Origin of the sequence: Amycolatopsis sp. EV170708-02-1, assembly GCF_022479115.1 — a bacterium.
GTDB lineage: Bacteria > Actinomycetota > Actinomycetes > Mycobacteriales > Pseudonocardiaceae > Amycolatopsis.
Genome location: NZ_CP092497.1, coordinates 6,833,548 through 6,858,723, shown reverse-complemented (window position 1 = coordinate 6,858,723; position 25,176 = coordinate 6,833,548). Strand labels below are relative to the sequence as shown.

Genomic DNA, 25,176 nt, shown 5'->3' with positions numbered 1-25,176 from the left:
CGAGGTCACTCCCTTGGCGGGATCTTCCCGTTCTTCGCGACCGGAAGGCCGAGCTGCACCGGCTCGGTGATCACGGCGGCCTCGCTGGGAAGGTGGGCCAGCACCGGGTTCAGGTGGGTCAGCTTCAGCGTGACCGGCCCGACCACGCTCGGGGCGGTGCTGACGTCCGCCTTCGCCAGATCCAGCCACTGGACGGTGCCGAGCACCTCCGGCGGGATCTCGTCACCGCGTTTCGCCACCGGGACGCACAACTGCCGCGCGTTGCCGACCTTCACGTCCGTCTTCGGCCGGTCGGCCAGTACCGGGTTGAGATGGCCCAGCGTGAGCGGGAAGGGGATGGTGGGGATGCCGAGGACGCGCAGGGCATAGCACTCGAGGTCGATGTGCCGCACGAACGACAGGATCTCCGGCGGCGGCAGCTTCCCGTTCTTCTCGACCGGGACGCACAACTGCTCCGGCGACAACATGGTCACGTGCGAGTCCTGGATGCCGAGCTTCTGCACGACCGGGTTCAGATGGCTCAGCGTCAATGGGAAATCCACCGTGCGGCCTTCGATCCGGTAGCACGACAGATCCACCCAGCGGACGAAGTCGATGATCCCCGGCGGCGGGATCACGCCGTTCTTCGCGACCGGCACGCAAAGTTGTTGGCGTTCGCCCAGCTTGACCGTCTCCACCGGCAGGTTCCCGAGCACCGGGTTGAGGTGCTTGAGGGTGAGCTCCACCGATGGTGGTTTGTAGCCTTCGGTCTTGTAGCAGGACAGGTCGAGCTGGGAGACGAAGGGCAGCGGCGGCGGTGCGCCCGGAGCGGCGGTGGCCGCGCCGGGCAGCACCGCGACGAGCAAGAGCGAGGCCAGGGCGGCGAAGCAACGCAAGGTCGATCTTCGTGACATGGCAAGGCCTTTCCGCGAAAGGGGTGGGCCATTTCACGGTGGACCCCGTTCGGTGCCGCGCGGCACCGCCAAGAGGGCGGCCTAAGGTGCGGCCACCGGCTCCAGCCGCACCACGACCGCCTTCGACACCGGGGTGTTCGACTTGTCCGCCACCGCGTCCAGCGGCACCAAGGCGTTCGCCTCGGGGAAGTACGCCGCCGCGCAGCCCTTCGCCGTCGGATAGGAGACCACCCGGAAGCGCGGGGCCCGGCGGTCGCCGTCCCGCCATTCCGAGACCAGGTCGACCATCGCGCCGTCGGACAGCCCGAGCGCGGCCACGTCGTCGGGATTGACCAGCACCACGCGCCGCGCGTCCTCGATACCGCGGTAACGGTCGGAAAGGCCGTAGATGGTGGTGTTGTACTGGTCGTGGCTGCGCATCGTCTGCAGCAGCAGCCTGCCTTCGGGCACCTCGGGGTATTCGAGCTCGGAGACGGTGAAGTTCGCCTTGCCGTTCGCGGTTCCGTTGAACTGCCGGGAATCGCGCGGCGCGTGCGGGAGGACGAATCCGTCGGGCTCGCGCACCCGGGCGTTGTAGTCGTGGCAGCCGGGGACGACCTTGGCGATCCGGTCGCGGATGAGGTCGTAGTCGGCGTGGAACTCCCGCCACGGCACGGCGTGCCCGGCTCCGAGCAGGGCCTCCGCGAGATGGCAGATGATCGCGACCTCGGAGAGGAGATGCTCACTGGCCGGGGCCAGCCGGCCACGTGAGGTGTGCACCTGCGACATCGAGTCCTCGACGGTGACGAACTGTTCACCGCCGGCCTGGACGTCGCGTTCCGTGCGGCCGAGGGTGGGCAGGATCAGCGCCGTCCTGCCGGGCACGACATGTGAGCGGTTGAGCTTCGTCGACACGTGCGCGGTCAGCGAGCACGACTTGAGCGCCTTCTCGGTCAGCTCCGTATCCGGTGTGGCCGAAGCGAAATTGCCGCCGACGGCGAAGAAGACCTTGCCCTGCCCGTCCCGCATCGCGCGGATCGCGGCGACGGTGTCGTGACCGTGGTCCCGCGGCACCTTGATGCCGAACTCCTCGTCCAGACTGTCCATGAACGACTCCGGCATCTTCTCCCAGATGCCCATCGTCCGGTCGCCCTGGACGTTGGAGTGCCCGCGCACCGGGCACAGCCCCGCGCCCGGTTCGCCGATCATGCCGCGCATCAGCGCCAGGTTCGCGATCTCGGAGATCGTCTGCACCGCGTGCTTGTGCTGGGTCAGCCCCATCGCCCAGCAGTAGATGGTCCGCTTCGACGTCGCGATCATCCGCGCCAGCCGCTCGATCTGCTCACGCGGCAGCCCGGTCGCGGTGCCGACCTCGGTCCAGTCGATCTCGCGCAGATGCTTCGCGTAGTCCTCGAATCCTTCGGAGGACGACTCGATGAACGCGTGGTCGACGATCGTGCCGGGGGTCTCCTGTTCCCATTTCAGCAGGAGGTGACCGATCGCCTGGAACAACGCGAGGTCGCCGCCGAGCCGGATCTGCGCGAACTCGTCGGCCAGCGGGGTGCCCTTGCCGACCACGCCGCGGACGTTCTGCGGGTTCTTGAACCGCATCAGGCCGGCTTCGGGCAACGGGTTGACCGCCATGATCTTCGCGCCGTTGCCCTTGGCCTCCTCCAGCGCCGACAGCATGCGCGGATGGTTGGTGCCGGGGTTCTGGCCGACCACCACGATGAGGTCCGCCTTGTGGATGTCGGCGAGCGACACCGAGCCCTTGCCGATCCCGGTCGTCGCCGCGAGCGCCGCGCCGGAGGACTCATGGCACATGTTGGAGCAGTCCGGCAGGTTGTTGGTGCCGAAGGAGCGCACGAGCAGCTGGTAGAGGAACGCGGCCTCGTTGCTGGTGCGGCCGGAGGTGTAGAAGATCGCCTCGTTCGGGTCGCTCAGCGCCCGCAGCTCGTCCGCGACCAGCGTGAACGCGTCGTCCCAGGAGATCGGCTCGTAGTGCGAAGCCCCTTCGCGCAGCACGAACGGCTCGGTGATGCGGCCCTGCTGGCCGAGCCAGTAGTCCGTCTTGTCCGCCAGCTCGTGGATGGAGTGCCGGGCGAAGAACTCGCGGCCGACCCGGCGCTTCGTCGCCTCCTCGGCGACGGCCTTCGCCCCGTTCTCGCAGAACTCCGCGAGTTTGCGGTGCTCGCCGTCGACCTCGCGCGGCTCCGGCCAGGCGCAACCGGGACAGTCGAAACCGTCGCGCTGGTTCAGCAGGCGCAGCGTCTTCACGGTGCGCGCGGCGCCCATCTGCTCCATGCCGCGCATCAGGGAGACGGCGACACCGGGGATACCGGCCGCCCAGCTCTTCGGTTTCCCGACCTCGAGCTGTGTCTCGTCAACGTCGTTCGCGGGTGCTTCGCGGGTCATGACCCCATCGTGCGCCTTGCCGCTTTCGCGCGCGACCGAGGGGTCAGGCGTCGGTGACGAGCCGGGTGATCTGCCCTTCGTCGAGCGGGAACCAGGGCGTCTCGTTGACGCCGCGTTCCTGCACCGCGTTCACCGTCACCGCGGCCAGGACCAGCACGATCAGGCCGACGAGCGCCGCGATGCCCGGCCACCGGCTCGTCCCTGGCGCGGAGTAGCCGCCCCGGAGGCCGCGGCGGCCTTCTGCTGCTTACGACGCTTCTTCTTGAGTTCCTTCTTCGCACCCAGCCAGGCGTCGCGTTCGGCGTGTTTCTGCCAATCCGGATTCATCAGATCCGGATGGGTCTCGATCCGCCGGTCCTCTTCGTCCATCTCGGTCCTCTTCCCCAGGGTTCGGCCTGCTACCGGCAGGTGTCCAGCGACGGCAAGGGTTTTGTCGGGTCGTAGGCGGCGACCTCGTCGGCGACGGGTGGGCCGACGAGAGGTCTGTCCTTGTCAGCGTACTGGGGTGCGAGGATGCCGGTCTTGATCGCGTCGCAGGCCATGCGTGACGTGAAGCCCGAGCTTGCGCCCAAGCTGAGTCCCGCGTCACCCTTCGCGAACGGTGCCTTGCGGAGCACGTAGTCCTCCTCGTCGCGGACGAACGGGACGATGTCCACCGGCGAGCGGGCGTCACCCGGGCGTACGTCGAAGGCGTACGCGGTCACGTAACTCGCGTGGACGATCAGCTCGCCCTTACGACCGGCCTTCGCGGTGAGAAAACCGGTCATGCGCGGCCGCGCCGGGAGCAGCCGATTCGATCCGAGGAGGGTCAGGTAACCGCCCTTCTCGACGGTCGGCGCGCTCGTCAGCGTCGCTTCGAGCCGGGCGCGCTCGTTGGGGGTCAGCAGGGCGAGCAGTTCCGAGCCGTCGCCGCTCAGCGCACGGGAGCCGAGCCGCGCGGCCTCGATGGCCTCCGTCACCTTCCGGTACGCGGCGTCGACCTCCTGTGCGGTGAAGTCACCGATGGCCTGTACCGGTGGCACGGTGATCCCGGCGAGGCCTTCACTCCAGTTCGCGGCGGGAGTGCGCTCGAAAGGCCGGTCGAGGTCGACGCCGATGGCCACCGGGGCCGCCTTCGGAGGCTGCCCCGGATCGGAACCTCCCCGCATCTGGTGCACGACGACCGCCGCGGCCCCGAGCAGGGCCACGGTCCCGGTCACGAACAGGACCACGACGACCTTGCGGGTCATCCGGAACCGGCGGCGCGGCCGCTGCTTCCGCCGCCGGACGCGGTCCTTCTTCGCGCCGCGCCGAGCTTCGCGCTCGGCGTGCTTGCGCCACTCCGGATCCATGAGATCCGGATGCGTCTCCAACCGCGCGTCCTCCAAGAACCCGCCCCTCCCCAGTGCGTGACGACATCCCCTCATCGGCTGGGAACGGCGGGCGTTACGGCCGGTGAGGAACTCGATGGAGGAGGTTCGTAGACTTGTCAACTGTGACCGAGAACGCCCAGCCGCAGCAGACCGACCTTCCGGGTACCTGGAACCCGGCCGACGAAGAAGCCTCGCTCTACCAGCGTTGGGTAGACGCCGGCTACTTCACGGCCGACCCCACGTCGGACAAGCCGCCGTTCACGGTAGTCATCCCGCCCCCGAACGTGACCGGTTCGCTGCACATCGGGCACGCGTTCGAGCACACCCTGATCGACGCCATCACCCGCTACCACCGCATGCTCGGCGAAGAGACGCTGTACCTGCCGGGGATGGACCACGCGAGCATCGCGGTCCACGCGCTGGTCGAGAAGCAGCTCCGCGCCGAAGGCACCAGCCGCCGCGAACTCGGCCGCGAGGCCTTCGTGGAACGCGTCTGGCAGTGGAAGAACGAGCACGGCGGCAAGATCCTCGCCCAGATGAAACGCCTCGGCGAGGGCGTCGACTGGACCCGTGAGCGGTTCACCATGGACGACGGCCTGTCCAAGGCCGTCAACACGATCTTCAAGAAGCTCTTCGACGACGGCCTCATCTACCGCGCCGAGCGCCTGGTCAACTGGTCGCCGGAGCTGCGGTCGGTGCTGTCCGACGCCGAGGTGAAGCACGAAGAGGTCGAGGGCGAGCTCGTCTCGATGCGCTACGGCGACGGCGAGAACGCGATCGTCGTGGCCACCACCCGGATGGAGACGATGCTCGGCGACACCGCCGTCGCGGTCCACCCGGACGACGAGCGCTACACCCACCTCATCGGCACCGAGGTCGAGCTGCCGCTGACCGGGCGCAAGATCCCGATCGTCGCGGACAAGCACGTCGACCCGGAGTTCGGCACCGGCGCGGTCAAGGTGACCCCGCGCACGACCCGAACGACTTCGAGATCGGCCAGCGCCACGACCTGCCGATGATCACGATCATGGACGAGCAGGGCCGCATCGACGGCACCGGCACCGAGTTCGACGGCATGGACCGGTTCGAAGCCCGGGTCGCGGTGCGGGAGAAGCTGCGCGAGCAGGGCCGCATCGTCGCCGAGAAGCGTCCGTACCTGCACAGCGTCGGGCACTCCGAGCGGTCGAAGGAGCCGATCGAGCCGCGGCTTTCGCTGCAGTGGTTCGTCAAGGTCGGCCCGCTCGCGAAGGCCGCCGGCGACGCGGTGCGTGACGGCCGCGTGAACGTCCACCCGGCGGAGATGGAGAAGCGCTACTTCGACTGGGTCGACAACCTGCACGACTGGTGCATCTCGCGGCAGCTGTGGTGGGGCCACCGCATCCCGGTCTGGTACGGCCCGAACGACGAGGTCGTCTGCGTCGGACCGGACGAGGAGCCGCCCTCGGGCGAGGGCTGGACCCAGGACCCGGACGTCCTCGACACCTGGTTCTCGTCGGGCCTGTGGCCGTTCTCCACCCTCGGCTGGCCGGAGAAGACCCCGGACCTGAACAAGTTCTATCCGACGTCGGTGCTGGTCACCGGCTACGACATCCTGTTCTTCTGGGTCGTGCGGATGATGATGTTCGGCCTCTACGCCACCGGCGAGGCGCCGTTCAAGACCATCGCGCTGCACGGCATGGTCCGCGACCAGTTCGGCAAGAAGATGTCGAAGACCGCGGGCAACGGCGTCGACCCCATCGAGTGGATGGACGCCTACGGCACCGACGCGCTGCGCTTCACGCTCACTCGGGGCGCCAACCCGGGGACCGACGTGCCGATCGGCGAGGAATGGGTCGCGGGCTCCCGGAACTTCACCACGAAGCTCTGGAACGCCACCAAGTTCGCGATGATGAACGGCGCGGACGCGAACGCCCCGCTGCCGCCGGCCGCCGAACTCACCGAGGCCGACCGCTGGATCCTCGGCAGGCTCGGCAACGTCGTCGACGAGGTCACCGGCTACCTGGCGGACTACCAGTTCGCGAAGGCCACCGACACGCTCTACCAGTTCACCTGGACCGAGTTGTGCGACTGGTACCTGGAGCTGTCGAAGGTCCAGGTCTTCCAGGGTGACGAGGCCCGCGTGACGGCGACGCGCGCGGTGCTGGGGCACGTGTTCGACACCGTGCTGAAGCTGCTGCACCCGTTCATCCCGTTCATCACCGAGAAGCTGTGGACGGCGCTGACCGGCCGCGAGTCGCTGGTGATCGCCCCGTGGCCGGTGGCCGACGCCTCGTACGCCGACGCCGTGGCGGACAAGCGGATCGCGGACGTGCAGAAGCTGGTCACCGAGGTCCGCCGGTTCCGCGCGGACCAGGGCCTCAAGCCCAGCCAGAAGGTGGCGGCGCGGCTGTCCGGCGACGGGTTCGCCGAGCTCACCGGGCACGACGAGCCGATCCGTTCGCTGGTCCGGCTCACCCGGCCCGAAGAGGGCTTCGCGCCGAGCGCGTCGCTCGAAGTCGGGCTGTCGGCCGGTGTGGTGACCGTCGAGCTGGACCTGTCCGGCACGATCGACGTCGCCGCGGAGCGCAAGCGCCTGCAGAAGGACCTCGGCGCGGCGGAGAAGGAGCTGGCGCAGGCCGAGGCCAAGCTCGGCAATCAGGCCTTCATCGACAAGGCGCCGGAGCCGGTGATCGGCAAGATCCGGGCCCGTAAGGAGACCGCGGTCGCGGATATCGAGCGCATCAACGCCCGGCTGGCCGCCCTCCCCGCCTCCTGACCTCGTGAGTGGTAAGGACGGTTCTAACCGTCCTTACCACTCACGAGGCTTTCAGCGGAGGTGACGGAGGACCACCGCGGCCACGCCCGCCATCCCGGTGCGGTACGGGTGGTAAGCCGCCGCGGCGAGTAGTTTCGTGTGCTGCCCGTTGATCCACGCGGCCCCGTTCGGCGCGCAGGCGTCGTGCCCCGCGGACGGTCCGAACGTGTCCACGAAGGCCGACTTGCCGTCGGCCGCGACGGCCTTCTCGATCGCCGAGTTCAGTGCCTTCTCGACGTCGTTGAGCCAGGCGTAGTCGCCCTCGGCGAAGGGCAGGATCTTCGGGCAGTAGCCGCGTTCCGGCGCGATCCGCGGGTAGCCGACGACGACCACGTCGGCGCGCGGCGAGCGGGCGTGGATCCCGGCCAGCACCTTCTCGACGTTCTTGCCGGTGTCGGCGATCTTGGCCTTGATGGTGTCGACACCACCGACGGTGAACCGCTCCTGGCAGGGGTTCCCGGTGGGATCGCTCGCACGCAACGCGGGGCAGGTGCCGACGAGCGTGCCGAAGACGCCGTAGTCGTTGCCGCCGATACCGACCGTGACCAGGTCGGTGTTCGCGCGCAGGGCGCTGAACTGGGGTGGGTTGCTGCCGAGGGTCACGCTTTGCCGCTGCGTCATGTTGGTGGTGTCGGCACCGCCGCAGCTGATGTCGGTGAAGGAGCGGACCCGCAGCGCCGCGGCGAGCATCGACGGGTAGTTCTGCGTCGACTTCCCGCAGAAGAGCGGATCGAGGCGGGGGAGCGGGATGAGCGGCCCGGAGGTGTAGGAATCACCCAGTGCGACGTAATTCCGGTAGGACCGCGTGGTGGCGGTGGCCGCCGTGGCGGAGGCGATCAGCAGGACGACGGTCGAGACGGCCGCGAACAGGACGCGTCTGTAGCGCATGAGGACCCCGATCTCCGGACTGGATGGCCTCTCAAAAATGAACCGGATCCGGCCGGGACGGGGCCGCCGATCGGGTGGACGAGCGATGGTTTCACCCGCTTGGGGTGTCACATCGGGTGATCGTCTTCCGGCCGCCGGTAGACGAGGAGGTAGCGGAAGAAGAGCAGGTTCCGGACCTTGCTCCCGGGCAGCAGACGGTCCGCGTCGCGCCGGACCCGGTTCATCGGCGGGAAGGTCTCCACGATCGGCGCCGACGGCAAGGGATCGGCGCCGCCGTTCAGCCGGTCGCCCGCGTACACGATCACCCTGGCCACGGCGTTGACCGGCGAGGCCACGAGAGCGCGCGCGTAGTCGGCGAAGGTGCTGGGCCTGCCGAGGCCCAGCACGGCGAGCACACCGCCGGGGACCAGCGCGTCACGCAGCTTGGTGACCGTGTCGAACGGCACGTGGTGGAGCATCGCCAGGCAGGAGATGAAGTCGTACGCCTCCTCCGGCAGCTTCTCGGCGACCACGTCGGCCTGCCGGTACGAGATCGTGCCGGGGCCCGGCGAGCCGGCCGCGCGGGCGAGGTCGATCATCGGGCCGGACCGGTCGATCGCCTCGACGTGCATCCCGGTCGCCGCGAGCCGCCGCGCGAACCGTCCGCTGCCGCAGCCCACGTCCAGCGCCACGCCGGGGCCGGGAGGCAGCAGGTCGAGCAGCAGCGGGTGATAGTGGTCGTTGTGGTTGAACCCCATGCGTCGAGAGTGCCAGGAAAAGCCGCACGTAGACTCGGCGTGACAGGCAGCAAGGCTAAGAGGAGAGTTCGTGCCGCGAGGTGACGGCCGGGATTCCGAAGATTTCAGGGAATCCCCGGACCTGGCAGATCTGGACAGTTTCGCCGGTGTCGACGAATTGGGGGCCCGCGCCCACGATCCGTCCGACGACACCGACCCGGATCTGGACGCACCCGACGCCGCGTACCAGGCGGGCGGCGGTTCACGAGGCGGCATCGGCGGGATCGGGCAGCTGGGGGACAACCTCGCGCTCGGCCCCGTGCCGGACCTCGTCGCCCCGGAGGACGTGGAGCTGCACGAACTGGACGACCAGGGCGACGACTTCGCCCCGGCCGACCCGAACGGGCAGCAGGCGCGCCGCGAACTGCTCGCCGTCGAGGCCGAGCTGAACCAGCGCTGGCCCGAGACCAAGATCGAGCCGTCCCTCGCCCGGATCGCGGCCCTGGTCAACCTCATGGGTGAACCGCACCGCGGCTACCCGGTGCTGCACGTCGCCGGGACCAACGGCAAGGGCTCGACCACCCGGATGATCGACGCGCTGCTGACCCGGATGGGTCTGCGTGTCGGCCGGTACACGAGCCCGCATCTGCAGCTGGTCACCGAGCGGATCGCGCTCGACGGCGCCCCCATCTCCGCCGCCGCGTATGTCGACCTGTATCGCGACGTCGCGCCGTACGTGACCATGGTGGACAACGCGGGCGGGCCCGACGCGGTGCCGATGAGCAAATTCGAGGTGCTCACCGGCATGGCGTTCGCGGCCTTCGCCGACGCGCCCGTCGAGGCCGCGGTCGTCGAAACCGGGCTCGGCGGCTCCTGGGACGCCACCAACGTCGTGGACGGCGACGTCGCCGTCATCACCCCGATCGGCGTCGACCACGTCGAGTACTTCGGCGGCTCTCCGGCCAAAGCCGCGATGGAGAAGGCCGGGATCATCAAACCCGGCAGCGTCGCGGTCATCGCCGAGCAGGAGCCCGAGGTCCAGAAGATCCTGCTGGAACGCGCCGTCGAGGTCGACGCGAGTGTCGCCCGCGCGGGCAGCGAGTTCGGCGTGCTGGAGCGCGAGGTCGCCGTCGGCGGGCAGATGCTGAAGCTGCAGGGACTCGGCGGGGTGTACGACGAGATCTTCCTGCCGCTGCACGGCGCGCACCAAGCCGCCAACGCCGCTCTGGCGCTGGCCGCCGTCGAAGCGTTCTTCGGCGCGGGCAAGGACAAGCAACTGGTCGTCGAGGCCGTTCGCGAGGCCTTCGCCGAGGTCGAGACCCCCGGCAGGCTGGAGCGCGTCCGCGCCGCGCCGACGGTGCTGCTCGACGCCGCCCACAACCCGCACGGAGCCAAGGCGCTCGCGACCACCGTCGCCGAGGAATTCGCCTTCCGCCGCCTCGCCGCGGTGGTGAGTGTGATGGCGGAGAAGGACGCCCGAGGCATCCTGGACGCCCTCGAACCGGTGGTGTCCGAGATCGTCGTCACCAAGAACTCGTCCCCGCGCGCGATGCCGCTCGACGAACTCAACGACGTCGCCATCTCGATCTTCGGCGAAGACCGGGTCGTGGCCGAACCCAGCCTGGACGCCGCGATCGAGACCGCCATCGGCCTCGTCGAGCAGAGCGACGACCCGAGGAACCCCTGGCGGGCGGCGGCGTACTGGTCACCGGCTCCGTCGTCACCGCGGGCGAGGCCAGGACCCTGTTCGGTAAGGAGCCGGCGTGACCGACGAGACCCCGAAGCCGCCCGCCAAGGACCCGATGAAGTCCTTCCGCGGGGTGATGGCCGGTTCCCTGATCATGGAAGGCATCACCGTCGCGCTCGCGCTGCCGGTGGTGGCGAAGCTCGGCGGCGGCGTCGGCTCGCTCACCGGCTGGTCGGTGATCGTGATCGCGGTCGCGCTGATCGTGCTGTGCGGTTTCCTGAAGAAGCCCTGGGCGGTGCCCGCGGTACTCGTGCTGCAGGTCGCGCTGATCGCCTTCTTCGTCGCGCTGCCCGCCGTGGCGATCCTCGGGGTGATCTTCCTCGGGATCTGGCTGTGGCTGCTGTGGCTGCGCCGCGATGTGGCGCGGCGGATGGCGGCCGGAACACTGCCGAGCCAGCAGCAGGCCCAGTAGGCCTCGTGAGTGGTAAGGACGGTTCTAACCGTCCTTACCACTCACGAGGTTTTTGTCACCGCAGCCTCACCACCTTCAGCTCCGGTGACCTCGCGATGTCCGCGGCGCAGAAGCGCCCCCGCACCCAGCCGCCCCGCGAGTACAACCGCGTTTGGTCGGCGAAATGCGGTGACGTGACGTCGGTCGACTGCGAGTAGGTCATGATCGTCGAGACGTCCGGGCAGGCGGCCTTCCCGCTGAACCCGACCACCTGCACGTAGCTGGATCCGTGCCCGACCTCGTGGTTGCCCTTGGCCGGATCCCACTGCGCCGTGATCACGTTGAGCACGCCGAGATCGCCCGGCCCGCCGTGGATCGGGATCCGGTGCCCGGCCCGCGTCACCGTCTGGTTGTCGCCGAGCCTGCCGTCGACCGGGATGCCGTTGGCGCGGAATTCCGCGAGCGTGTCACCGAAGGCCTTCTGGACGTCGGGGTTCCCGGTAGCGAGCGTGTTCGGCGTGGTGACCGGCTGGTTCGGGTCGAACGGGATCTGCCAGATACCCCGCAGCCCGCCGATCCGGTCCACGAACCGCTCGAAGAACAGCGCGCCGCGGCTTTCGAGCCGGAACGTGCGATCCCAGGAGGCCAGCACCGCGCAGGCGTTGCCGACGGGCACCGGCCCCGAGGTGGACGGGGCCTGCCCGCTGGGGAAGGCCGCGCACATCTTCGCCGTGTCGGCGGCCGCGAGTTCGGCCGTGCGGCTTCGGTCGCGGTACAGCATGTCCTTCATCGACGACGGCGTGAATCCCTTGCCCGCCAAGCCTTCTTCGGTGGCGATCAGCGCTTCCCTGGTCCGGTCCGAGCGCTGTGTCCCGGTCGAGCCGACGATGCGGGGGAGCGGTGCGATCGGCGCGCGGGCGTTGGAAAGCCAGGCGCTGTCGTTGGCGTTGAGTTCGTAGTCGCGGCGCTGCTGCAGCGGCAGCCGGGACGGCGCGAACAGGCCCGGTTCCAAGGAGCCCGGGTCGGAACCCCAGTCGCACGACGACTTCGAACCGTCCAGAACGGAGACCCCGGTGCCGGGGAAGAGGGCTCGGCCGAGCGGGGTCCCGCAGTTCGCGGCCCGCTCGTCGGTGACGTGCGGGACGACCTGGATGTCGCTGTACAGCGCGTTGCCCGCCCGGTCGGCGGCGATGGTGTTGACCCACGGGACGCCTTGGGTGCGCGCGAGCGCGTTGGCGACGTCCGTGGTGCCGCGTGCTCCGGCCAGTTCGAACCAGGTGTTGAGGCCGCGCAGGTTGCCCGCGTTCCCGTCCCGCAACGCGTGCGCGGACTTCGCCGTCCAGGGCGTGGGCACGCCGAACGCCGAACCGATCACCTGGCCGTACCGCGTCCCGTAGAACGTGCGGCCTACCTGCCGCCGCTCGCCGTCCGGCTCCCGGACCTCGACCTTCACCTCGTGCGCGGTCATCTTCTCCGGCTTCCCGTCGACGAGGTACGTCGTCGGATCGCCGGGCGCGAGCGGTACTTCGAAGAGACCGAACGTGATCGCCGTCGACACCGTATGCGTCCACGCGACGTCGGCGTTGTGGCCGATCTGCGGGATCGGGAGCCCCAGCAGGCTCCCGCCCGCGACGTCGAACCGGCCGGGGATGGTCAGCTGCGACTGCCAGAACCGGCGCCCGCCCTGCCACGGATAGTGCGGGTTCCCGAGCAGCAGGCCGCCGCCGGACTTCGTCCCGTCGCCGCCGACGGCGATGCCGTTGCTGCCGAGCTCACCGGTCTTCATGGTCTTCCGGAGCCCGTCGGCGATCTTCGGTGCCGACTCCGGTCCGGCGGCCGGAGTGTCCTTTGTGGACGGCGGCTGCGTGCGGACGAGGTCGGCCGCGAGCAGGCCTTGCCCGCCTACCGAGGTGATGGCGTAGAAGTGCCGGTAGAAGTCCAGTTCGGTGATCGGCCGGACCCAGTCCGCGCCGCGGCAGACCGGATCGGTGATGCGCTGGACGCCGGTCTGCTTCAGGTACGCGTTGTATCCCGCGACGTAGCCGGCCGCCAGCTCCCGGACCTCGGCCCGCGGGCCGTGTGGCGCGGGCCGGGCGAGCAGCCGCTCGATCACGCCCGAGTCGTTGATCCGCTGGAAGTGCAGATCGCTGTCGAGGTTGTTCTCCGCTTCGCTCAGCGCCGGGTTGCCCTGGCCGCCCGCGCCGAGATACGCGGACCGCCGCGCGGACACCGTCAGGTAGGTGTTCGCGAGTTCGCAGATGTTGTCCTTGGCCGAGGCGAACCCGTAGCCGTAGCCGAGCCCATCGAAGTCCTTCGCCGCGATATGCGGGATGCCGTACTCGGTGTACCTGATCACCGCTCGCGACCGGCCCAGCTCATCGGCCGACGAGACCCCTGTCGTCAGGCCCGACACCGCCAAGGCCGCGGTGAGCAGCACGAGACCGCGCTGGAATGTTCGCATCGTTCCCCCATCCGGATCGATCGTCCCCGTGATCGAAAGTACCGGCGCGGACACGGGGAGACATCGACCGAACGGTTGAGGCGGCTACCGTCGGTTCGTTCATCACCAGGTCAACCGCCGTTGGCCCACCGGCCGTGGCCGCGGGATAGAACCGCGCCATGACCGCAACCCACCACAACCGCCGCACGCTGCTCAAGGCCGGTCTCACCGGCGCCGGAGCGGTCGCGGGCGGCCTGCTCCTCCCCGGAACCGCGACCGCGAACCCGGTTCCGCTGCTCCGCCGCGATCACCCGGTGCTCACCCACGGTGTCCAGTCCGGCGACGTCACCACCGGTTCCGGCATCGTCTGGTCGCGCGCCGACCGGCCGTCGCGGCTGATCGTGGAGGTCTCCCGGGATCCGTCGTTCCGGCACGCGCGCGTCGTGCGCGGCCCGGTGATGAGCCCGGAGACCGGCGGCACCGGCAAGGTCCGCGTCGCCGGTCTCCTGCCGGGGACCGAAGTCCACTACCGCGTGACCGCGGAGGACCTCGACGGACGCACCCGCAGCGAAGCCGTCACCGGCCGCTTCGCCACCGCCCCCGTCGGCCGCTCGGACGTCCGGCTGCTGTGGTCCGGCGACGTCGCCGGGCAGAACTGGGGTATCAACCCCGAACGCGGTGGCATGACGATCTACCGCGCGATGGCCGACCGCCGTCCCGACCTGTTCCTCCACTGTGGAGACACGGTCTACGCCGACGGGCCGCTCACCGAGACCGTCGCGCTGCCCGGCGGGCGGGTGTGGCGCAACATCGTCACCCCGGAGAAGGCGAAGGTCGCCGAGACGCTCGACGAGTACCGCGGCCAGTTCGCCTACAACCTCCTCGACGAGAACCTCAAGCGCTTCACCGCGAACGTGCCCGCCTATGTCCAGTGGGACGACCACGAAGTCGTGAACAACTGGTACCCCGGTGAGATCCTCAGCGACCGCCCCGAATACACCGAGAAGCGCGTCGACGTGCTAGCCGCGCGAGCGTTCCAGGCGTTCCACGAATGGCACCCGATCGACCGCCGCCAGGCCGTCGACGGCCGTGTGTACCGCAACTTCCGGCACGGTTCCCGCGCGGAGATCTTCGTGCTGGACATGCGGACCTACAAGGACGCCAACACCTCGGACCAGACCAAGCCGGGCCGGATCCTCGGCGACCGTCAGGCCCGTTGGCTCGTCGACGCGCTCGACCGCAGCACCGCGACCTGGAAGATCATCCAGGCCGACCTCCCGATCGGCCTCACCGTCCCGGACGGCAAGGCCATCGAGGGCGTCGCCAACGGCCTTCCCGGCGCGCCCGGCGGCCGCGAGACCGAACTCGCCTGGGTGCTGCGGGAGATCTCGCGGCGCCGGGTGCGCAACGTCGTCTGGCTGACCGCCGACGTGCACTACACCGCGGCGCACCACTACTCGCCGGATCGCGCTTCCTTCACCGATTTCGACCCGTTCTGGGAGTTCGTGTCCGGCCCGCTCAACGCCGGCGCGTTCGGCCCGAACAAGCTCGACCCGACCTTCGGTCCGGAAGCGGTGTTCGTGCACGCCCCGCCCGCCGCGAACACCTCGCCCGCCGACGGCTTCCAGCACTTCGGAGAGGTGAACATCGACGGACGGAGCGGCGCGCTCACGGTCGACTTGAGGGACGCTACGGGCGCTTCGCTGTGGTCGAAGACCCTGCGGCCCCAACGCTGAGCAGTTCCGTCAGCACCGCGATGCTGAGGTCGCCGTGCCCGGCCTCGGCGGCCCGCCGCACGAGGTCGTGCATCGGCCGCTGCCAGCCGACGTCGACGCCTTCCTCGGCCAGTCCGAGGTCGGCGGCGGCGCCGGCGTGGAAGATGTTCACCGAGGCTGCGGGATCCGAGTAGTCGCCACTGTCGATTTCCTTGGCGTACATCGGAAGCACCGAGATGATCATCTCGAACCATTTGGTGGCGTAGGGCAGGAGCGTCCCGGCTTCGAGCCCGCGCGACCGCAGCGCGGCGGCACCCTGGAAGAACCCGACCAGCGCGGGCAACAGGGTGCCGCCGACGGCCGTTTCGTACAACGCCGCCAGATCGGTCTCCTCGCCGAGATGGACGGTGTCGCCGCCCAGCACCCGCAACGTTTCCCGGTATTCGTCGAAAACGGCCTTGTCGCCGCCGTAATACAGCAGCGTGTCCGGCGCGCCCACGGCCGACGGCACGTTCTTGATCGCGCCGTCGAGGTAGCGCGCGCCGCGATCCGTCGCCCAGCCTGCCATCCGGCGTGCTTCCGCCGGTGAGCCGCTGTTCAAGGTGACCAGAGCGCGTCCGGTCAGCGAGGCCGCCGCCAAGGCCGCTCGGGTGTCTTCGTAGGTGGTCAGGCAGGTGATGGTCAACGGGCTCGCCCGCACCGCGTCCCCGGCCGTCGCGGCCAGGATCGCTCCACGCGCGACCAGCGGCTCGGCCTTCGAGGCCGTCCTGTTCCACACGGTGGTCGGATGCCCGGCCGCGAGAAAGGCGTCCGCCAGGGCCGAACCCATCGAACCGAGGCCCACGACGGTCACCGGCGTCTTCGGCATTTTTCGCTCCAGTCCAAGGAAATCTTCGGGATGACTCCATGCTGGGCGGTCGCGTACATTCGATCAAGTACCTACTATTTTGCCGGGTACCGACAAAAAGGTAAGTGGAGCGATGACCAAGACCCGCACGTTCACCTGCGGCCTCGACGCCGCGATCGCCGTCATGGGCGGCAAATGGAAAGGGCTCATCCTGTTCGCGCTCCAGGACGGGCCGCTGCGGTTCGGGGAGCTGCGGCGTGCGGTGCCCGGCATCAGCGAGCGGGTGCTGATCCTGCAGCTGCGCGAGATGGAGACCACGGGGCTGCTGCATCGCGAGGTGTACCACCAGGTTCCGCCGAAGGTGGAGTACTCGCTGACCGGATTCGGGGATTCCCTCAACACCGCGATGGCCGCGCTCGGGGAGTGGGGCGAGGAGCACCTCGAGCGCATCGAAGCCATTCCCTGGTCCGACGTGAAGTGAGCGGTGAAGCACCCAGTAGGCTCCGGGCGAATAGCACGAATCCCACCCAAGGAGAAATACCGCCGTGACTGAACGCACGCTGGTCCTCGTCAAGCCCGATGGCGTCGCGCGCGGCCTCGTCGGCGAGGTCATCGCTCGCATCGAGCGCAAGGGCCTGAAGCTCGCCGCCCTCGAACTGCGCACCGTCGAGCGCTCGGTCGCCGAGGAGCACTACGCCGAGCACAAGGAGCGCCCGTTCTTCGGCGACCTCCTCGAGTTCATCACCTCGGGCCCGCTGGTCGCGATCGCCGTCGAGGGCCCGCGCGCCATCGCCGCCTTCCGCCAGCTCGCCGGCGGCACCGACCCGGTCGAGAAGGCCACCCCCGGCACCCTGCGCGGCGACTTCGCGCTGGAGACCCAGTACAACCTGGTGCACGGTTCGGACTCCCCGGAGTCGGCCGAGCGCGAGCTCAAGCTCTGGTTCCCCGAGGTCTGACACACTCGTGGACGGCGCGGGACCGCCGCGCCGTCCACGAACAGGGGGAGCCACGATGACGCCGGACGAGTACCTGGAGCGCTTGCGGGAGCTCACCACCGGTTTCGCGCGGGTGGCGGGCACCGGGGACCACGCCGCGTCCGTGCCGTGCTGCGGCGACTGGCGCCTGCGTGACCTGGTCGTCCACCTCGGCAACGTCCACCGCTGGGCGGCCGGGATCGTGCGCACCGGCGAGCCCGCTCCGCAGGACCTCGACGCCGAACCGGGCGGGGATCTCGCCCCCTGGTACCGCGAAAGCGCGGACGAACTCATCGAGGCGCTCCGCGAGGCAGCTCCCCAGGACGGCGCCTGGAACTTCACCGCCGCCGCCAAGACCAAAGCCTTCTGGTACCGCCGCCAGGTCCACGAGACCGCGGTGCACCTGCTCGACGCGCATCGCGCGGCAGGGGCCGGATACACCCTGGACCCGAACCTCGCCGCCGACGGCGTGGACGAGGTCCTCCTCGGCATGCTGCCGAAGGTGAAGCGCTGGCACACCCCGCCGACGGTCACCGTTCCGTTGCTGCTGAAGACATCCGACACCGGACACGCCTGGTTGATCACACCGCCGGGTGAAACCGACGTCCCCGGCTCGCGGCAGGCGGACCCCGCCGAAGCCGCCGGCGCCGTCGTCTCGGGGACCGCGGAAGCGCTGGACTTGCTGCTGTGGCAACGGATCGAGCTCGACGGTGCGGCCATCGAAATCACCGGTGACGCCGCGGCGGCGAAGACCTTCCTCGCCGGGCCTCTCACGCCCTGACCTTCGCGCCCTACGCCGTTCGGTTCACGTTCACCTCGGGGTCTTCTCCTGGCGGCTCGCGTCCGCTGTGCTGAGCGATGCTGCCTATCACTCGATCGTGGGGTAATTCGTGAGAAATTCACGCCTGTTGCTGCTCGCTGCCCTGCTGCCCGGATTGTTCGTCGCCCCACCGGCGTACGCCGATCCCTTGGCCGCTCCGCTCGGCCCGGCGCCCGTCGAAGCCGCCCCAGCGGCCTCGTCGGCGAAGGAAGGTCCGTCCGCGTACGCCGTGGCCGCGCCCGACGACGGTCTCATCACCACCAGCGCGACTTCGCGCGTGGCGCCGGGGCTGAGTCTCACCGAGTTCGACCGGTACGACCCGGCGGGCTGGATCCGCGGCGACACCCTCGCCGTCGACCTCACCAGCAAGACCCTCAAGCCGGCCTACCTCAGCCCCGGCACGGTTTCCGCGCGGACACCGCTTTCGCAGCAGGTCGCCAGGGCAGGCGCGGTCGCCGGGGTCAACGGTGACTTCTTCGACATCAACGCTTCCGGCGCGCCGATCGGCGTCGGCATCGACGCCGGGAACCTCCAGACGGCGCCCGCGCGCGGCCACAACCTGACCGCGTCGATCACCGAAGAAGGCAAGGCACGGCTGGCGGAGGTGTTCCTCGAAGCATCGGTGACCTTGCCCGACGGCAAGGTCGTGCCCGCGTCGAACTTCAACAGCCCCGTGCTGAGCGGTGACGCGATCGGCGTCTACACGCCGTTGTGGGGCGCGTCCTCGCGGCGGACCTCGGTCGCGGGAGCCCGGCGCGTCGTCGAGATCGAGGTCTCCGACGGCGTCGTCACGCAGGTGCGGCCACAGCCCGCCGACGGCCCGATCGCCGCGGGGGCGACGCTCCTGCTCGCCCGTGACGGCGGTGTGGACTCGTTGTCGGGGGTGAAGCCCGGCGACAAGGTGGGCGTCGCGTACGCGCCGAAGAGCGACGCGGGCAAGCTGTCCGTCTCGGTCGGCGGGAACAAGGTCCTGCTGCGTGACGGCGCCGTCCAGCCGGTCGACAACGTCGCCATGCACCCCCGGACCGCGGTCGGGTTCTCCGCCGACGGTACGAAGATGTGGCTGGCCACGGTCGACGGCCGCCAGGCGGACAGCCGCGGCATGACCGAACTCGAACTCGCCCGGCACATGAAGTCGCTCGGCGCGGACGACGCCCTCAACCTCGACGGCGGCGGCTCGTCGACGATGCTCGCCCGCGAAGAGGGCGAGAAGTCGCCGCTGGTGCGCAATTCGCCGTCGGACGGCGGGGAACGCCTGGTGCCCAACGGGATCGGCGTCGCCACCGTGCCGGGAAGCGGGCGGCTGACCGGATTCGCGCCCGCTCCCGCGCAGGACACCACCGACGCGACGCGGGTGCTTTCCGGGCTGACGCGGAAACTCGTCGCCGGAGGCCACGACGAGACCGGCGCAGCCGTCGGCGGGAACGTCCAGTGGCTCAGCACCAACCCCTTCCGCGGCACCGTGACCGGTGGCCTGTTCACCGCGCACGCCGACCGGCTCCGGCCCGACGCGCCCGCGAACGTCGACGTCTACGCGAAACGCGGCGGCGTCATGGGCAAGACCACGCTGAACGTCCTCGGCTCCCCGGTCCGGCTGGGCACGAGCACCGAACAGGTCGCGTTGTCCGGCGAAGGCGCGAAGAGCACCTTCAAGGTCTTCGGCTACGACGCCGACGGTTACGGCACGTGGATCGAGCCCGACGACGTCAAACTCGACTACGACCCCGCGGTGGTGAAGATCGAACCGTCCGGCGACGGCTTCGCGGTCACGGCGCTCAAGGCGTCGGGCGCTTCGGCGATCACCGCGACCGCGGGCGGGAAGGTGACGCATCTGGCGGCTTCCGTCGGCACGGAATCCCGGGTGGCGTCGCCGCTGGACGGCCCGGCGGGCTGGACCGCCAGCGTCTTCCCCGCCGTCGTCGGCGCCGCGCTCTCCGAGGCACCCGGCCGTGACGGTGGTCGCGGTCTCGCGCTGGACTACCGGCTGAACGGGACCAACGCCACGCGCGCGGCCTACGTCAACTCGGCGGCGCCGCTCGCGTTGCCGCCCGGCACCCAGCGCGTCGGGCTGTGGGTCAACGGCGACGCGAAGGGGGCTTGGCTGCGGGCGGAACTCCGTGACGCCGCCAACGTCCCGTCCGTCGTGGACCTGTCGCTGAGCGTCGACTGGACGGGCTGGCGCTACGTCCGCGCGGCGATCCCGGCCGGGCTTCCCGACGGGCAGCGGCTGACGAAGTTCTACGCCGTCGAGAACGTTCCCGCGCAGCAGTACGAAGGACGGCTGGTCTTCGACGACCTCACCTTCGAGGTCGCGCCGGCGGCCGCCGTCCCCGCCGATCCGGCGCCGCGTGACCCGGCGCTGATCACCGACGGCGCCGCGACCGGCGGCCTGCGGATCGCCGTGGTCAGCGACGCGCAGTTCACCGCCGACCAGCCGGACGGCCCGCTGGTCGCCCAGGCCCGGCGCGCGCTGCGCGAGGCGGTGGCGGCGAAACCGGATCTCGTGCTGATCAACGGCGACTTCGTCGACCGGGGGACGGCGGCCGATTTCGTGCTGGCGAAGTCGATCATCGACGAGGAGCTCGTCGGCAAGGCGCCGTGGTACTACGTCCCGGGCAACCACGAGGCCGACGGCGGGCACGGGCTCGCGGAGTTCCAGGCGGCGTTCGGGGAGACTCATCGTGTCGCCGATGTGGCCGGGATCCGGCTGGTGCTGATGGATTCCTCGCGTGGATCGCTGCGCGCGGGTGGATTCGACCAGATCCGGATGCTGCGCGAGGCGCTCGACGGCGCGAAGGCGGACAAGCGGATCCGCGGCGTGGTCGTCGCGATGCACCATCCGGTCAAGGACCCCAGTCCCACCGGGAATTCGCAGTTGGCCGACCGCAAGGAAGCCGCCATGCTGACCGGCTGGCTGACCGCCTTCGAACGCGAGTCGGGCAAGCAGGCGGCCGCGATCGCCTCGCACGCGGGCGTTTTCAACCTCGCGCGCGTCGACGGAGTGCCGTACCTGGTGAACGGCAACTCAGGGAAGTCGCCCGCGGCGGCACCGGGTGACGGCGGGTTCGTCGGCTGGACGATGGTCCGGTTCGAACCGGGGGACAAGGCGCAGCCGGTGCGGTTCGAGACGCGGCCGAACGTCGACGCGCTGACGCTGTCCGGGCCCTCGTCGCTGGCGCGCGGCGAGAAGGCGGACATCCGGGCCGTGGTGACGCAGGGAGCGCGTCAGGTGCCGGTGTCGTATCCGGTGAGCGCGGACTGGAAGGGCGGCTGGGGCACGCATGTCGCCGGCGGGTTCCTGCCCGCGATGCCGTGGGACGTCGCGTCGTTCGACCCGGCGAGCGGGGTGCTGACCGCGCTGCGGCCGGGGACGGCGAACCTCTCGGTCACCGTCAATGGGGTGACGAAGAGCCTCTCGGTCACCGTGGGCTGAAAGCGTCCTTCACCGCATTACACGCTATGAAGGGGCCCTTCACCGCGTCGCACGCGGTGAAGGGCCCCTTCAGCCCACGAGCGTCAGGCGGCTTCGTGCGCCTCTTCGACCGACCCCGGCAGCGCCGGACCCCGCAGCGGGATCGCGTCGGCGTCGGCCGGATCCACCGTCCGCACCGAACCGTCGGCCGCGGCGCGCGCGATCGCGAGCATCGAAGCCCGCGCGTCCTGGATCTGCTGCTGTTCCCGCTCCGGGATGAGGCTCAGCTCGATCAGCACGCTGCCGTTGCCGAGCAGCCCGTACCCGTTGCGCGCGATGCCTTGGTACGAACCGCCCGGATACTGCGAGACGTAGCCGCCGTTACCGTCGATCGACCGCTGCACCACGACCGCGATCTGCTTCGCGAAGTCCACATCGGACGGTTTCACGCCCGGATGCGTCGGCCACATCGTGGAAGCCGTGATCTCCCGGCCGTTCGCGTCCTGGTAACGGCCCTGCATGTGGTAGTCGACCATGATGTCCGGCTTGAACGCCGCGTTCCGCCGCTGGATCAGGCCCGCCTCGGTGGCCGGGTTGTCCTTCGGCGCGACCGCCGGGTCGTGGTAGCGGTTGATGTCGTACCCCTTGCCCTTCTCACCGTATTCGGGAGTGGCGTCGGGGTCGTAGTTGAAGCGCCAGTCGCGCTCGTGCCCGTCGGGGTTCGCGCGCACGACGATGTCGACGGTCACCTTCGCGAGCAGCTTCCGCGCCCACGCGCTGTTCCCGACGCCGACCTCGCGCAGGAACCCGAGCGCGGCGGGGGTGCCGAGCGGCTCGTCGCCGTGCTGCTGGGTGACGTACTGGATCCGGGTCTTGCCGTGGCCGACCCTGGCCGCCCACACCGGACGGCCCTCGTTGCTGCGGCCGATCTCGTCCACGCGGATCTTCCCGTGGCTGAGCACCGCCAGCTTGTGCAGTTCGAAGGCCAGCTTGGCGGTGGACGGACGTGGGTCCACAGTGGCCGCGGTGGTCTCGGCCGCCTGCGCGGCGGGCGCCACCAGGAGCCCGGCGCTGACAAAAACGGACAATAGGGCGATTTTCGGCTTGAGACTCATGGTCGGTGAGTATCGACGAGCGGGCAACGGCCGACAAGGGCCGGGATAAACGGGTCGAATTTTGTCGGTGGCAGGTCCTAGGGTGCCTACCGTGGGTGACTCGGAGCACGAACCGGCGATGGTGCAGGCGAAGGCGTTGGTCAAGCGTTTCGGCGATTTCGAGGCCGTACGCGGGATCGACGTCGAGGTCCGCCCGGGCGAGGCCTTCGGCTTCCTCGGGCCCAACGGCGCGGGCAAGTCCTCCACCATGCGGATGATCGCGAGCGTCTCCCCGCGCACCGACGGCGACCTGCGGGTCCTCAGTATGGATCCGGACGTCGAGGGGCCGAAGATCCGCGCCCGGCTCGGCGTGGTGCCGCAGCAGGACAATCTCGACACCGAGCTCACCGTCCGGCAGAACCTGCAGATCTACGGCCGCTACTTCGGGCTTTCCCGCTCGCACGTGCGGAGCAAGGCCGAGGAGCTGATGGAGTTCGCCCAGCTCACCGACCGGGCGAACGCGGAGGTCGATTCGCTCTCCGGCGGGATGAAACGGCGGCTGACCATCGCGCGATCCCTGGTCAACGACCCGGAGCTGCTCCTGCTCGACGAGCCGACCACGGGGCTGGATCCGCAGGCCCGGCACCTGTTGTGGGACAGGCTGTTCCGGCTCAAGGCCGGCGGGACCACGCTGATCATCACCACGCACTACATGGACGAGGCGGAGCAGCTCTGCGACAGGCTGGTCGTGATGGACAACGGCCGGATCGCCGCCGAGGGCTCGCCCGCGGACCTGATCAGCCGGTACTCCACCCGCGAGGTCGTGGAGCTGCGCTTCCCGAACGGTGAGCAGGAGGCTGCCGCGAAGCGGATCGAAGGCCTCGCCGAACGCGTCGAGGTGCTGCCGGACCGCGTGCTGCTCTACACGATGACCGGCGAGGCCACCCTCGAACAGGCGCACGCGCGCGGGCTGCGTCCGCTGTCGAGCCTGGTGCGCCGTAGTTCGCTGGAGGACGTCTTCCTCCGCCTCACCGGCCGGACGCTGGTGGACTGATGACCACAGCGCAGACGAAGGCGTCGACGGGCCGCGTGGTCTCGCGCTGGGCGGGAGCCTGGCTGCGGGTCGAGGGCCATTGGATGTGGTACCGCCGGTACTGGGTGTCTACTTTGTACTCGACGGGCCTGCAGCCGGTGCTGTTCCTGGCCGCGATGGGCCTCGGCTTCGGCTCGCAGGTCCAGGCGGGCGCGGCGACGGGTGGGTTCTCGTACCTGGAGTACGTCGCGCCCGCGCTGCTCGTCGCCGGCGCGGCGCAACTGGCGGTGGGGGAGTCGAGTTACCCGGTGCTGTCGGGTTTCAAGTGGCAGCAGGACTACATCGCCGTCACCGCCACCCCGATCACGCCCGGGCAGGTGCTCGGCAGCCAGATCATGTGGGTGAGCCTGCGGTTGACGCTGGCGGGCACGATCTACGCCGTCATCGCGGCGCTCTTCGGTTCCTGGACGAGTTTCGGCGTGCTCGCCGTGATCCTGATCGGCACGCTGACCGGCATCGCGTGCGGCACGCCGGTGATGGCGCTGGCCGCGACCACGTACGACGAGGGCACCCGGTTCGGCCTGGTGTTCCGGTTCATCCTGATCCCGATGACGTTGTTCTCCGGCACGTTCTTCCCCATCTCCGAACTGCCTGCCCCGCTGATGTGGATCGCCTGGATCTCCCCGCTGTGGCACGGCAACGAGGCCGCCAGGGCGGTCAGCCTCGGCACCGTCGGTCCGCTCGCCACGCTGGGCCACCTCGCCTTCCTGGTCGTGCTGGCCGGGGCGGGCTGGGCGTTGGCGCACAAGTACTTCTACCGACGGCTGGTGGTCTGAAATGGCGGTGCTCACCGAAGCCCCGCGGCGTGGGGTGCTGCTGCGCATCCTGCCGTCCGCGCTGTACAGCGGCCGGTCGACGGCGGTGCTGGAGCGCACCTTCCTGACCTACTCGCACGCCTGGATGCTGTTCGTGTCCGGCGTCTTCGAGCCGCTGTTCTACCTGATGGCCTTCCAGCTCGGCTTCGGCAAGCTCGTCGGCGAGGTCGTCGGGCCCGGCGGCCAGGCGATGAGCTACGTCGCCTTCGTCGCGCCCGGCCTGCTCGCGGCGTCGGCGATGAACGGCGCGATCCTCGACTCGACGTACAACCTGTTCTTCAAGCTGAAGTACGCCAAGCTCTACGACGCCATGCTCGCCACCCCCATCGGCCCGCTGGACATCGCGCTCGGCGAGGTCGGCTGGTCGGTGCTGCGCGGCGGGATCTACTCGGCGACCTTCCTCGGCGTGATGACCGTGATGGGGCTGCCCGGCTCGTGGTGGGCCCTGCTGATGATCCCGGCGGCGCTGCTGATCGCGATGGCGTTCTCGGCCATCGGCATCGTGCTGGTGACCTTCCTGCGGTCGGTGTCGCAGTTCGACTACATCAACCTCGTGCTGATGCCGCTGTTCCTGTTCTCCACGACCTTCTACCCGCTTTCGGTGTACCCGGCCGGGATCCAGTGGATCGTGCAGATCTTCCCGCTGTACCACGGCATCGAGCTGATGCGCGGGCTCTCGGTGGGCGTTCTGTCCTGGGGCATGGTCGGCAACGTGGCGTATCTGGTGGCGCTGGCGGCGGTCGGGATCTACGCGTCGTCGAAGCGGTTCGGGAAGCTCCTGCTGCGCTGAA

General features: G+C 69.6%; 17 protein-coding genes and 3 pseudogenes. 11 read left to right on the top strand and 9 right to left on the bottom strand.

What is annotated here, in order from left to right:
- Nucleotides 1–5: 5 nt before the first annotated feature.
- The 4 genes and pseudogenes from MJQ72_RS31170 to MJQ72_RS31155 all read right to left on the bottom strand — a co-directional run bounded on the left by MJQ72_RS31170 (nucleotide 6) and on the right by MJQ72_RS31155 (nucleotide 4,654).
- Nucleotides 6–893 carry a hypothetical protein gene (locus tag MJQ72_RS31170; protein WP_240594595.1) on the bottom strand — a complete coding sequence of 296 codons (888 nt, stop codon included), beginning with the start codon at nucleotides 891–893 and terminating at the stop codon, nucleotides 6–8.
- A gap of 81 nt (nucleotides 894–974) precedes the next feature.
- Nucleotides 975–3,287 (bottom strand): FdhF/YdeP family oxidoreductase, encoded by a 2,313-nt coding sequence (locus tag MJQ72_RS31165; RefSeq protein WP_240594594.1) that lies wholly within the window; start codon nucleotides 3,285–3,287, stop codon nucleotides 975–977.
- Nucleotides 3,288–3,330: 43 nt separating this feature from the next.
- Nucleotides 3,331–3,656: pseudogene (locus MJQ72_RS31160) on the bottom strand (hypothetical protein).
- Between the two features lie 29 nt (nucleotides 3,657–3,685).
- Nucleotides 3,686–4,654 (bottom strand): hypothetical protein, encoded by a 969-nt coding sequence (locus MJQ72_RS31155; protein ID WP_240594593.1) that lies wholly within the window; start codon nucleotides 4,652–4,654, stop codon nucleotides 3,686–3,688.
- A gap of 107 nt (nucleotides 4,655–4,761) precedes the next feature.
- On the opposite strand from MJQ72_RS31155, the pseudogene MJQ72_RS31150 reads away from it, so the two are divergent.
- Nucleotides 4,762–7,394: pseudogene (locus tag MJQ72_RS31150) on the top strand (valine--tRNA ligase).
- Between the two features lie 51 nt (nucleotides 7,395–7,445).
- Here the strand turns inward: MJQ72_RS31150 and MJQ72_RS31145 are convergent.
- Together MJQ72_RS31145 and MJQ72_RS31140 are read right to left on the bottom strand one after the other, a co-directional pair.
- A complete protein-coding gene (locus MJQ72_RS31145; protein WP_240594592.1) occupies nucleotides 7,446–8,321 on the bottom strand; it encodes an SGNH/GDSL hydrolase family protein in 876 nt (291 codons plus the stop codon).
- A gap of 107 nt (nucleotides 8,322–8,428) precedes the next feature.
- Nucleotides 8,429–9,058, bottom strand: a complete 630-nt coding sequence (locus tag MJQ72_RS31140) for a bifunctional 2-polyprenyl-6-hydroxyphenol methylase/3-demethylubiquinol 3-O-methyltransferase UbiG (RefSeq protein WP_240594591.1) — start codon at nucleotides 9,056–9,058, stop codon at nucleotides 8,429–8,431.
- A 70-nt stretch (nucleotides 9,059–9,128) separates the two neighbouring features.
- Here MJQ72_RS31140 and MJQ72_RS31135 point away from each other — a divergent pair.
- Together MJQ72_RS31135 and MJQ72_RS31130 are read left to right on the top strand one after the other, a co-directional pair.
- Nucleotides 9,129–10,804: pseudogene (locus MJQ72_RS31135) on the top strand (bifunctional folylpolyglutamate synthase/dihydrofolate synthase).
- Entirely contained in the window at nucleotides 10,801–11,196 is a 396-nt protein-coding gene (locus tag MJQ72_RS31130; protein WP_240594590.1) for a DUF4233 domain-containing protein, read from the top strand. Before MJQ72_RS31135 ends, MJQ72_RS31130 begins: the two are co-directional and overlap by 4 nt.
- Before the next feature lie 55 nt (nucleotides 11,197–11,251).
- On the opposite strand, the gene MJQ72_RS31125 is transcribed toward MJQ72_RS31130, so the two are convergent.
- Nucleotides 11,252–13,636, bottom strand: coding sequence for a penicillin acylase family protein (locus MJQ72_RS31125; protein WP_240594589.1), 2,385 nt, complete (start codon nucleotides 13,634–13,636; stop codon nucleotides 11,252–11,254).
- Between the two features lie 158 nt (nucleotides 13,637–13,794).
- Between MJQ72_RS31125 and MJQ72_RS31120 the strand changes: the two genes are divergently transcribed.
- Nucleotides 13,795–15,351: an alkaline phosphatase gene (locus MJQ72_RS31120; protein ID WP_240594588.1), complete on the top strand. Its 1,557-nt coding sequence runs from the start codon at nucleotides 13,795–13,797 to the stop codon at nucleotides 15,349–15,351.
- Here MJQ72_RS31120 and MJQ72_RS31115 read toward each other — a convergent pair.
- On the bottom strand, nucleotides 15,305–16,198 hold the full coding sequence (locus tag MJQ72_RS31115; protein ID WP_240594587.1) for an NAD(P)-dependent oxidoreductase: 894 nt from the start codon (nucleotides 16,196–16,198) through the stop codon (nucleotides 15,305–15,307). The genes MJQ72_RS31120 and MJQ72_RS31115 overlap by 47 nt on opposite strands.
- A 112-nt stretch (nucleotides 16,199–16,310) precedes the next feature.
- On the opposite strand from MJQ72_RS31115, the gene MJQ72_RS31110 reads away from it, so the two are divergent.
- The 4 genes from MJQ72_RS31110 (at nucleotide 16,311) to MJQ72_RS31095 (ending at nucleotide 21,404) form a co-directional block, all read left to right on the top strand.
- Nucleotides 16,311–16,658: a helix-turn-helix domain-containing protein gene (locus MJQ72_RS31110; RefSeq protein WP_240594586.1), complete on the top strand. Its 348-nt coding sequence runs from the start codon at nucleotides 16,311–16,313 to the stop codon at nucleotides 16,656–16,658.
- 64 nt (nucleotides 16,659–16,722) lie between these two features.
- On the top strand, nucleotides 16,723–17,133 hold the full coding sequence (ndk, locus tag MJQ72_RS31105; protein ID WP_005158515.1) for a nucleoside-diphosphate kinase: 411 nt from the start codon (nucleotides 16,723–16,725) through the stop codon (nucleotides 17,131–17,133).
- A gap of 55 nt (nucleotides 17,134–17,188) precedes the next feature.
- A complete protein-coding gene (locus MJQ72_RS31100; protein WP_240594585.1) occupies nucleotides 17,189–17,932 on the top strand; it encodes a maleylpyruvate isomerase family mycothiol-dependent enzyme in 744 nt (247 codons plus the stop codon).
- Nucleotides 17,933–18,059: 127 nt separating this feature from the next.
- A complete protein-coding gene (locus MJQ72_RS31095) occupies nucleotides 18,060–21,404 on the top strand; it encodes a phosphodiester glycosidase family protein (protein ID WP_240601459.1) in 3,345 nt (1,114 codons plus the stop codon).
- A gap of 83 nt (nucleotides 21,405–21,487) precedes the next feature.
- Here MJQ72_RS31095 and MJQ72_RS31090 read toward each other — a convergent pair whose 3' ends face one another.
- Nucleotides 21,488–22,498, bottom strand: coding sequence for a M14 family zinc carboxypeptidase (locus MJQ72_RS31090; RefSeq protein ID WP_240594584.1), 1,011 nt, complete (start codon nucleotides 22,496–22,498; stop codon nucleotides 21,488–21,490).
- Between the two features lie 118 nt (nucleotides 22,499–22,616).
- Here MJQ72_RS31090 and MJQ72_RS31085 point away from each other — a divergent pair, with 118 nt between their 5' ends.
- The 3 genes from MJQ72_RS31085 to MJQ72_RS31075 are packed head-to-tail and all read left to right on the top strand — an operon-like array spanning nucleotide 22,617 to nucleotide 25,175.
- Nucleotides 22,617–23,531 (top strand): ABC transporter ATP-binding protein, encoded by a 915-nt coding sequence (locus MJQ72_RS31085; RefSeq protein WP_240601458.1) that lies wholly within the window; start codon nucleotides 22,617–22,619, stop codon nucleotides 23,529–23,531.
- Entirely contained in the window at nucleotides 23,531–24,346 is an 816-nt protein-coding gene (locus MJQ72_RS31080) for an ABC transporter permease (RefSeq protein WP_240594583.1), read from the top strand. The genes MJQ72_RS31085 and MJQ72_RS31080 overlap by 1 nt, the downstream gene beginning before the upstream one ends.
- 1 nt (nucleotide 24,347) lies before the next feature.
- A complete protein-coding gene (locus tag MJQ72_RS31075; protein ID WP_072028256.1) occupies nucleotides 24,348–25,175 on the top strand; it encodes an ABC transporter permease in 828 nt (275 codons plus the stop codon).
- Nucleotide 25,176 lies beyond the last annotated feature (1 nt).

Coding starts and splice junctions, on each gene's coding strand:
- MJQ72_RS31085 (WP_240601458.1), top strand. CDS start 22,617: ATGGTGCAGGCGAAGGCGTTGGTCAAGCGTTTCGGCGATTTCGAGGCC.
- MJQ72_RS31075 (WP_072028256.1), top strand. CDS start 24,348: ATGGCGGTGCTCACCGAAGCCCCGCGGCGTGGGGTGCTGCTGCGCATC.
- MJQ72_RS31080 (WP_240594583.1), top strand. CDS start 23,531: ATGACCACAGCGCAGACGAAGGCGTCGACGGGCCGCGTGGTCTCGCGC.
- MJQ72_RS31100 (WP_240594585.1), top strand. CDS start 17,189: ATGACGCCGGACGAGTACCTGGAGCGCTTGCGGGAGCTCACCACCGGT.
- MJQ72_RS31110 (WP_240594586.1), top strand. CDS start 16,311: ATGACCAAGACCCGCACGTTCACCTGCGGCCTCGACGCCGCGATCGCC.
- MJQ72_RS31140 (WP_240594591.1), bottom strand. CDS start 9,058: ATGGGGTTCAACCACAACGACCACTATCACCCGCTGCTGCTCGACCTG.
- MJQ72_RS31115 (WP_240594587.1), bottom strand. CDS start 16,198: ATGCCGAAGACGCCGGTGACCGTCGTGGGCCTCGGTTCGATGGGTTCG.
- MJQ72_RS31165 (WP_240594594.1), bottom strand. CDS start 3,287: ATGACCCGCGAAGCACCCGCGAACGACGTTGACGAGACACAGCTCGAG.
- MJQ72_RS31090 (WP_240594584.1), bottom strand. CDS start 22,498: ATGAGTCTCAAGCCGAAAATCGCCCTATTGTCCGTTTTTGTCAGCGCC.
- MJQ72_RS31170 (WP_240594595.1), bottom strand. CDS start 893: ATGTCACGAAGATCGACCTTGCGTTGCTTCGCCGCCCTGGCCTCGCTC.
- MJQ72_RS31125 (WP_240594589.1), bottom strand. CDS start 13,636: ATGCGAACATTCCAGCGCGGTCTCGTGCTGCTCACCGCGGCCTTGGCG.
- MJQ72_RS31145 (WP_240594592.1), bottom strand. CDS start 8,321: ATGCGCTACAGACGCGTCCTGTTCGCGGCCGTCTCGACCGTCGTCCTG.
- MJQ72_RS31120 (WP_240594588.1), top strand. CDS start 13,795: ATGACCGCAACCCACCACAACCGCCGCACGCTGCTCAAGGCCGGTCTC.